Below are 8307 nucleotides of genomic sequence, written 5' to 3' on the forward strand. Positions count from 1 at the left end.
TGCCGCGAAGGATGAGGCATTTACAGGTTACGTCAAACCTGTTATTCAGAATCTCGACATTCTGGGCAAGGAAGACAGAAAGGATAACTTGTTCCGTAAGATGTGGGAAGCGGTTGCGGGAGGAGTTGGCGAGCTTTTTGAAAACCAGCGTAAGGATCAGGTAGCTACTAAAATCCCGTTCAAAGGCCGGCTTGATGATCCCAAGACCAATATGTGGCTGGCGATAGCTACTGTTCTGCAGAATGCATTCATTCACGCGTTGCAGCCTTCCATTGATAATGAAATTTCCATCGGCTCAGTGAAAGCGCCGAAAGAGGATAAAAAGACCTTTTTACAAAAGGTTTTCGGAAAAGACGATGATAAAAAGGGTAAGAAAGAGGAAAGGAAGGAGAAGAAAAAGAAGAAGGATTGAGGTTCCTCTGCTTACCTCTTTATACCAGAAGCGCCTGCACGGATCAACGCAGGCGCTTTCGCTTTACACAATTTTGGTAAATCTTACTTGCTGCTTCCTTCCAGTACTTTTCCTATCAGAAGCTGGTTTTCATGATTTTCGTGAGATCCGCTGTGGCCGAGCTTCTCGTTCAGTTCTTTCAAAACCTTTTTAGAATCCTCGGTACCAATCGCAGCTACACGCTGGATCGTATAAGGAAGTATTTTTGGCAGCTTTGACTTCTCAGCCATTTGCAACGCACGCTTCATATCCACGGCAGCAAGCGGCTCTGCGGCATACCATACCATCAATGGAAGATTATGGTCGTCTTTATCCTCGGCTTTTTGCGACAATGCATCCACCACTTCCCAGCGCTGCGCGGGATCAATCCGCGTCATGGCAGAAGCAAGATACAGCCTCACCACAGCCGACTGGTCGTTTTTCGCCATATCTGCAAACTTCGCCAGAGCCTCAGGTGATACTGTTTTATCTTCCATCATCAGCTGCACCGCCCAGCTGCGCACGTACTCGCTCTCATTGGAAAGCAGTTCCATCAGGTCTTTGTCTTCAAGACCTTTCGTCACGTGCAAAGTCCAGAGCGCGCGCAGCTTTCTTGTTGCATCGGGATTTTTGGCAAGTATCTCTTTGAGCGCTTTATGTACTTTCTTGTTTGCGCCCCGCTCCTGCAAAATCGTTCGTGCCTGCCGCACATACCATTCGTTTTCATTCAGCTGATAATTCACGAGCTCCATGTCCGACGCTTTCGTGAGATCAACCTTTACCCATTTGTCATTATCATGGGTAATCTTGAAAATACGGCCCATTGTTTTGTCGTGCACGTCAGGATTAGGGCTGTGGCATTGGTTCTTGTCATACCAGTCAATTGCCCACACAGAACCGCTTGCATCATATTTGAAATTGAGCCACTGCGACCAGGAATCGTTCATCGCCATAAAGTCTGGACGGTGCTGCGCCACATAGCCCGAGCCTTTTTTCTCGAAATGGTCAATATTCAAACGCGCGCCGTTGATGTTGTTCATGAAGATCTCGTTCCGGTATTCTTTCGGCCAGGTATGTCCGAGGTAAATCATCGCACCGGCGTGCGCATGCCCGCCGCCCGCTGCTGCTGAGCGGAAGTTACCTGCATGCGGGCCGCGTTCGCCCAGCCAATGCACATGGTCGCCAATCGTTTTGATGTCATCGTAAGTATACGGGTTAAAATGCTTGCCCGCCTGCCGCTGGTAGCGCGCACCCTGGATTACGTGGTACATGTGCGGGATCACGCAGACGGTGATGAACGGGTGACCGTAATCGTTGAAATCAATACCCCAGGGATTACTTGAACCTTCTGCAAAAACTTCAAACGTATGCGCAGTGGGATGGTAGCGCCAAACGCCCGCATTGATCTTGGTACGCTGCGCGTCTGTTGCACCAGGCTTCCCCACATTGGAATGCGTAAAAACGCCGTGGGTACCATAAATCCAGCCGTCGGGTCCCCACCGCAGGTTATTAAGTACTTCGTGCGTATCATCCAGCCCCCAGCCGTCGAGCAGCGTTTGTGCCGGACCGGCAGGTTTGTCGGTTTTGGGATCAATGGGAATGAAGATCAGGTAAGGCGCTGAACCCAGCCATACACCACCCATTCCTACTTCTATTCCGCTGATCAGGTTCAGGTTTTCTGCAAAAACCTTCTTGCTGTCCAGGGTACCGTCCCCATTTGTATCTTCCAGGATCAGGATCCTGTCCCTTCCCTGCCCTTCCGGGGCGCGCACAGGGTAAGTATGTCCCTCCACGACCCAGAGCCTGCCTTTTGCGTCGATGGTAAAACTGATCGGTTTGACCACATCCGGCTCTGCTGCGGCGAGGGTGACTTTGAAGCCTTTTGGCGGTGTCATTGCCGCTGCCGCCTTTTCCCCTGAAAGTCCTGCATTCAGTACCGGATCGAGTGGTGGCAGGATAATGATATCCGCAGGTTTCAGCTCATTGGCAAATACAGGGCGACTTGGATAAAACAGGAACTCGTCGAAATTGATGTGTGCCCATTCATCATTCGGGATATAGGGTATTTGCGAAATGCCCGTTTCGTTATCAATAATGCGGATGAAAATCTCCTGACCGAGGTATTTTTGAAGGTCAACCACCGCCGGCTGCAAAGTAGCTCTTCCCTGTCCCGTGATGTGGTAAATGATACTGTCGCTCCCTGCCAGCACAAGTTCCACACGTGTATCCTGCAAGGCGCCACCTGATACCTTGAATGCGGCGAAAGGCTGGGTAACCTTGAAAGGTGCAGATGTGAGGGTTCCGGTCAGTTTTGCATTGCTATTGCCACCGCTGCTCAAAAAGTATTTTCCGTCAAAACCTATGTGGAGTTCTTTTTCATGTACCGGAGAAGGATCCGTATTGAAGATCGGGTTGGCGAAAGCTTCCCCCTGCGCAGTCCAGTCGGTCAGATTGCCCGTTTCGAAATTGAGGTTCAGCGGTTTTCCATCCCGCACAGGAAGCTGCCCGGCAATAGTCTGCTGGTTGATCTCGCCTTCGACTACCTCAAAGCTCCCGACCATGCCCGCAGCCCGGTGTCCCGGGACCGAGCAAAAATAGGTATCGCTCTCTTTTGCCTCGAATTGAATGGAGGTACTTGATCCTTTTTCAAGGATAACTTTACTTTTAATCCCCAGCTTTTCGAGTGCAATATCGTGGGTCATCAACTCCCCGTTCGTAATCCGGATCCTGACCCGCTCGCCCTTTTTCGCCTTCAATGTAGGGTTTCGGGCACCATCAGGCGCGAAAAACCCGAGCATAGTAGCTTCCAGCGCATAGTCCCGGTCGTATTTGCCGGTATCTGCTTTCACTGCTGTCGCCTTCCCGGCTGTTATTTTGCCTTTTTGACCAAATGCATTGCTGGCAGGAACCAGGGTATATAGCAGTAAAGAAGCCAGAAGTAAGCCGAACCTTTTCATATAGTGGTATTTAGAATTTCTTTCATTTTGAGAAAACAAAAGAAACCCCGTTTACTATTTTACTTATAGGCTTTCTGCTGCCACCGGCTGTGCTAAACTTCACTCTTTCAGCTTCCATTCAATGATCTTCCGGACAAGATCAAGCGGCATTTCCTTGTCCAACGGAAAATGTACAGAGCCTTTGGAACCCTTATAATTTGCGAGCTCGTCCTTTAATCCCGCGACCATCTCGCCCGACACCGGATACAATGCAATGTGCTTTTTCCAGCCGGCAAAATAAATCAGGTAGCGTCCATTCCGCTTGAAAGCGGGTATCTGGTAAGAAATCATTTCCTGCGCATCCGGCACTACTTCCCGGATGGTTTTCCTGATCTGTTCCAGCTTCCTTGCAGTTTCCTCCGGAAGTCCGGCCATGTACGCGTCGATGGTTTGTACTTTATCAGTTGCCATGGTCTATGAATGTAAGTGTTGATCTTACTTGCTGAAAACCCGCTCGGTTTTGCTGTAATCAAAGTACCTGTACTTGCCCAGTACCGACATTTCCAAAGTCTGGAAATAAGTACCCCACGGATGTTTAACCTCCGTTTTGAGCGACTCTTTTTTCGCCTTACCAATGATCTTGGAAGGTTTTTTCAATAATTCCAAAACAGGGCGCCCGTCCATTCCTGCGGGTTGGGGAATGTTGTAAATCTGTAATATCGTAGGTACTATATCTATATTGGAGGTGGGCAGTTCAGTAGTCAGCCCGTTCCTGAAATCAGGACCTTTTGCAAAAAGCGCAATGTGGATTTCGTAGGGACTTGACCCGCCGTGGCCGGCCTTTCCTTTGGTATAATCGGTACCCGCAAATCCTTTATCATTTTTTACATCATTCCAGGCGGGTGCCACCAGGATATCTCCCGCACGCGGATGGTTGAAGTGAACAGCATCAAATGCGAATGTGCCCGGTATCCAGCCGTTTGCGTCTCCTTCCTGCGCCGCCCTGGTAAACAAAGCCCCGATCCATTCTTCCTCCTGCAATGCAGTAACGATCTTCTGTATTGTTTCGGGATTGTGGTCTTTTACGTAAATACTTCCCTCCGCCACAATCACGTCGTCCGATTCCTTGTCCTTTTTCAAACCTTCCTGGATCAGGAATTCGGTCAGACTGATGCTGCCGATCTGGGTAACAAAGCCGTGGTCTGTCGAGATAATCATATTCAGCTTATCGGTAAGTCCCTGCTTTTGCACCGCGTCCAAAATGCGTCCGAACTGCTCGTCTACAAATTTGATCGCTTCCACAGCCTCAGGTGAACCTATTCCGTTTTCATGGGCCGCGCCGTCAGGGTCCGACAGCCAGATTGCGCTGACGAGCGGACCGTTTGCAGCAAGTCCGTATTTGAGCAGCGCGTCGGTTACCCATTTGTGCCTGTCAAAATCCTCCTTACCCGCCTCCCCCATCTCTGCCAGCACCTGCGTTTTGAATGCATCCGGCAGGATCAGGTTCGGATTTACAATGGCGCCTCCGCTTACTTTATGGTTTTGTAAAAAAGCCTGTCCGGTGGTACCTGAACTAAAAACCATCATCCGCTCTCCCGCCGATTCCAGCAATTCACCCAGCGAAGGCGCAGTCAGAATGCCGCTGCCCGTAGCTGCCGGGATCTTACTTAAATCACCATAACCCGTCCCGATCGCCGCATTTGGGTTTACCTGCGGAATGTAAATCGCATTACCCAGCAACCCGTGTGTACCCGGGTAAGAACCTGTTGCATAGGAAGCCGAATTGACGCGCGTTACCGTAGGAAAAACGCTGTGGTGATTTGCGCCGAATGCGGCTTTTTCCTTGAACGCAAACAGGTTCGGCATTTGCGCAGCCGTGATGTAGTCTGGCCGCAGCCCGTCCAGGAATACGATCAAAGTTTTATTTTTCGATCTTGCGCCCGGCTTTTTGGTCTGCGCCAATACAGTCAACCCAGTTAAAAGAAGCAAGCAGCCGAGTATTACAAACAACTTTTTCATAATTCACTCATTTATTCATTCACTCATTCATCGCACCGGCGACCCGGTCACTCACTCATTTAATTTCCGAAACCGTTACCACATTCTCCGACCGTTTGATCCCGTAGAGCACAACAGTACCTTTCGCTGTATGATCAAATGCAATTCCCTGCCCCTCGATCGGTGCCGGTATTGTCGCCACATGTTCCAGGGTATACCCCGATTTTGGCAGTTTCAGCACATATAGCTCAGGACGGTCGTGACCGGTACAGTACAGGCTCCCATCGGCTCCCCAGCCTCCGCCGGAGTTACTTTTGGGGGTGAAAAGGGCAATCAGGTTTTTAGGAAAAATCCAGGATTCGAGCTCCCGCCATTCCATATCAAACCTGACGAGCGAAGTCCAGCGCACATCGCGCCCTTCACTGGCCTCTTTCCCTCCGTAATGCGCAAAACCGGCATACCACGATCCATCTTTCTGATCCACCCAGGTAAGTGAACCGTGTGGTGCAATACCAAAACTGTGACTGCCGATATGTTCCATTGAATTCACGTCGAAGATTTCCAGGGAACTCGCCATCGGAATCTCGGGATAGTTGGTATTGGCACAATACAGCTTTCCCTTGATCACCACGCCGCTGTTCAGGTGCTTGATCCCGTCATTTTCACCATTCCAGGTTTTAACTAGCGCATTGGTCTTTTTGCTGTATTTGCTGATGGTACTATTATTAATGACGTAGAAAAACCCGCCGTCGACAGCCACTGCCTGCTTGGCTTCTTTGACCTGAATACTGGAAAGTTCGCGAACAGATTGGGCCTTCAACAAAGTCGCCCCGAGCAAGGGTACCAGCAATAAAAAACTTTTGTAAATGTTCATTTTCGAAAAGATCACATTGTCTGACAAAAGTAGCCGACTGCTTCACTTACTCGTTAAGCAGGTGTTATTGTTTATTTTTAATTAGAAAATCGGGTCGATTCCATTCATGATCAGCTAAGAATTTACCGCCGTATTTGTTCCTGTATTTGTCTTGGTTTTCGTGTTAAAAAGCTTGTATGAGGCTGATTTTTGACTGATTGTCTTTTATACACAAAAATAAAAAACGCGCTGACTTGCATGCGGGTGTGTTTCCGGCATTAACAGGGTGTGAAAGCGTCACATCAGGTGGCTAACTGGCATTGTTTTTATAACATCACACACGGTATTTTGGGATAGAACATTGAAGACTGTACATTGAAAACGATCTATTTAGCTGACGACGATGAAGACGACCGGATGTTGATCCGGGACGCTATCGAACGCGTTATCAGCGATGTACACGTGATCGAGGTAAGCGACGGTGAAAAGCTGGTGCAGCTGATCACTTCCAGAAAAAACTTCGACGACCCGGCCCTGATCCTGATGGACATGAATATGCCCCGCATGAACGGACTGGAAACCATTCCGCTGCTAAGAGCCGACGCGCGGGCACAACATATCCCCGTGCTGATGATGTCCACCACTTCAACCGACGCGCTGGTGACGAGAGCCTACGAGGCAGGTATTAATGCATATATTGTAAAACCAGTTACCGGGCTGGAATATACCCACCTGGCACAATCCATAGATGTATGTTTTCTCCACGCCTACCATGGTATGACGGAGCCCATTGCCAAGCCCAATTTGCGGGATACGAGCATAGTGGTGATTGAGGACGACACAGACAACATGGTTTTTGTACGCTCGGCGATCCAGGAGACGATGCCGGAAGTGGAAGTGATAGAACTGGGACTGGAAGAACAGGTACTGCATTTTTTCAGGCACGAGTTACCGAACATGCAGCAAAAACCGCATTTGGTGCTGCTCGACCTCTATTTTCCAACCAGGGACAAAGGCATTGAACTGCTTACCCATATCCGGGAAGCGCTGGTCTCCCAGCGGCTGCTCGCCATTCCGCTGATCGTTTTCAGCTATTCCGACGATCCGAAGGATATCCAGGAGAGCTACATAAACAAGGCAAATGGCTACATGATCAAAGGCAGTTCCAAATCCAAATGGGAAAGCGAGTTCCAGAACCTGCATAACTTCTGGTGGAATACAGTCCGGTTCCCTGAAAAGAATGACAACCGGGGTTAATACTGCGTGCATTTCCGCGCCCCGCGCGCGACATATTCCACTGCAATTCACGCAAATGCTTGCATAAGCAACGATCCGGGTCTATTTTAGAGTCGTGAAAAAGCTGATTTTACATTTGATGCTCACCATTTTGATCCTGGACACTACTTCGTTGTACCAGGTTTTCAAAGTGCCTTCCCTGATCCGGCACTTTGTGGAGCACAAAGCTTTGAACCAGGAAATCAGCTTCTTAGACTTCCTTTCTATGCATTACTGGGGCGATGATATGGATGATAATGACGACGACAAGGATATGCAGCTCCCATTTAAGAAGTTTGAGATTCAGCATACCAGCTTCCTTTTTGTTCCCTTTTCAAACACATTTACTTTTAAAAACACTTACTGGCCTGTAAAGGCAGATTACGGCCCCGATAAACCGCAGGGGCATTACAATGCTGCGCTGGGCTCACTCTTCCGCCCGCCGCGAGTTTAAATACCTACATACAACAGGATAAGTCTGTCCTGTCGGCACTATGCGCTCACTTCCTGTCGGGCCCATAGCTTGTTTGCTATGTATTTATACTTCAATTCTTTATGCTTCATAAGATCATTCAATTTTCAGTTCATAACAAACTGATGATTGCGCTCTTCATGTTCCTGTGGGTTTCCTACGGGATTTATGAAGTGACGCAGCTTCCCATAGATGCAGTTCCCGACATCACCAACAATCAGGTACAGGTAATTACAACCGCACCTTCGCTGGGCGCCGAAGACGTGGAACGCCTGATTACATTTCCCATTGAGCAGGCTACCAGCAACATTCCCGGCCTGAAAGAAAGCCGCAGCCTCTCCCG

7 protein-coding genes and 1 pseudogene are annotated in these 8307 nt (G+C 49.1%); 4 read left to right on the plus strand and 4 right to left on the minus strand.

From position 1 onward, the window contains the following. Window positions 1-412, plus strand: a pseudogene (locus ACTIE6_RS11390) (DUF748 domain-containing protein); the annotation flags it as partial. A gap of 83 nt (window positions 413-495) precedes the next feature. Here the strand turns inward: ACTIE6_RS11390 and ACTIE6_RS11395 are convergent. The 4 genes from ACTIE6_RS11395 to ACTIE6_RS11410 all read right to left on the minus strand — a co-directional run bounded on the left by ACTIE6_RS11395 (window position 496) and on the right by ACTIE6_RS11410 (window position 6238). Continuing rightward, the gene (locus tag ACTIE6_RS11395; RefSeq protein WP_439556750.1) at window positions 496-3387 is read right to left on the minus strand and encodes a PVC-type heme-binding CxxCH protein; all 2892 of its coding nucleotides are present in this window, start codon (window positions 3385-3387) and stop codon (window positions 496-498) included. Window positions 3388-3486: 99 nt separating this feature from the next. Next, window positions 3487-3837 (minus strand): iron chaperone, encoded by a 351-nt coding sequence (locus tag ACTIE6_RS11400; protein ID WP_439556751.1) that lies wholly within the window; start codon window positions 3835-3837, stop codon window positions 3487-3489. 24 nt (window positions 3838-3861) lie between these two features. After that, a complete protein-coding gene (locus ACTIE6_RS11405; protein ID WP_439556752.1) occupies window positions 3862-5385 on the minus strand; it encodes an alkaline phosphatase family protein in 1524 nt (507 codons plus the stop codon). A gap of 55 nt (window positions 5386-5440) precedes the next feature. Next, window positions 5441-6238 carry a hypothetical protein gene (locus ACTIE6_RS11410; protein ID WP_439556753.1) on the minus strand — a complete coding sequence of 266 codons (798 nt, stop codon included), beginning with the start codon at window positions 6236-6238 and terminating at the stop codon, window positions 5441-5443. 354 nt (window positions 6239-6592) lie between these two features. Between ACTIE6_RS11410 and ACTIE6_RS11415 the strand changes: the two genes are divergently transcribed. The 3 genes from ACTIE6_RS11415 to ACTIE6_RS11425 all read left to right on the plus strand — a co-directional run. After that, window positions 6593-7474 carry a response regulator gene (locus ACTIE6_RS11415; protein WP_439556754.1) on the plus strand — a complete coding sequence of 294 codons (882 nt, stop codon included), beginning with the start codon at window positions 6593-6595 and terminating at the stop codon, window positions 7472-7474. Between the two features lie 94 nt (window positions 7475-7568). Next, window positions 7569-7946 carry a hypothetical protein gene (locus tag ACTIE6_RS11420; RefSeq protein ID WP_439556755.1) on the plus strand — a complete coding sequence of 126 codons (378 nt, stop codon included), beginning with the start codon at window positions 7569-7571 and terminating at the stop codon, window positions 7944-7946. A 101-nt stretch (window positions 7947-8047) separates the two neighbouring features. Then, on the plus strand, window positions 8048-8307 hold a 260-nt coding region (locus tag ACTIE6_RS11425), incomplete at its 3' end, for an efflux RND transporter permease subunit (RefSeq protein WP_439556756.1).

This window comes from Dyadobacter sp. (assembly GCF_051859145.1).
Classification (GTDB): domain Bacteria; phylum Bacteroidota; class Bacteroidia; order Cytophagales; family Spirosomataceae; genus Dyadobacter.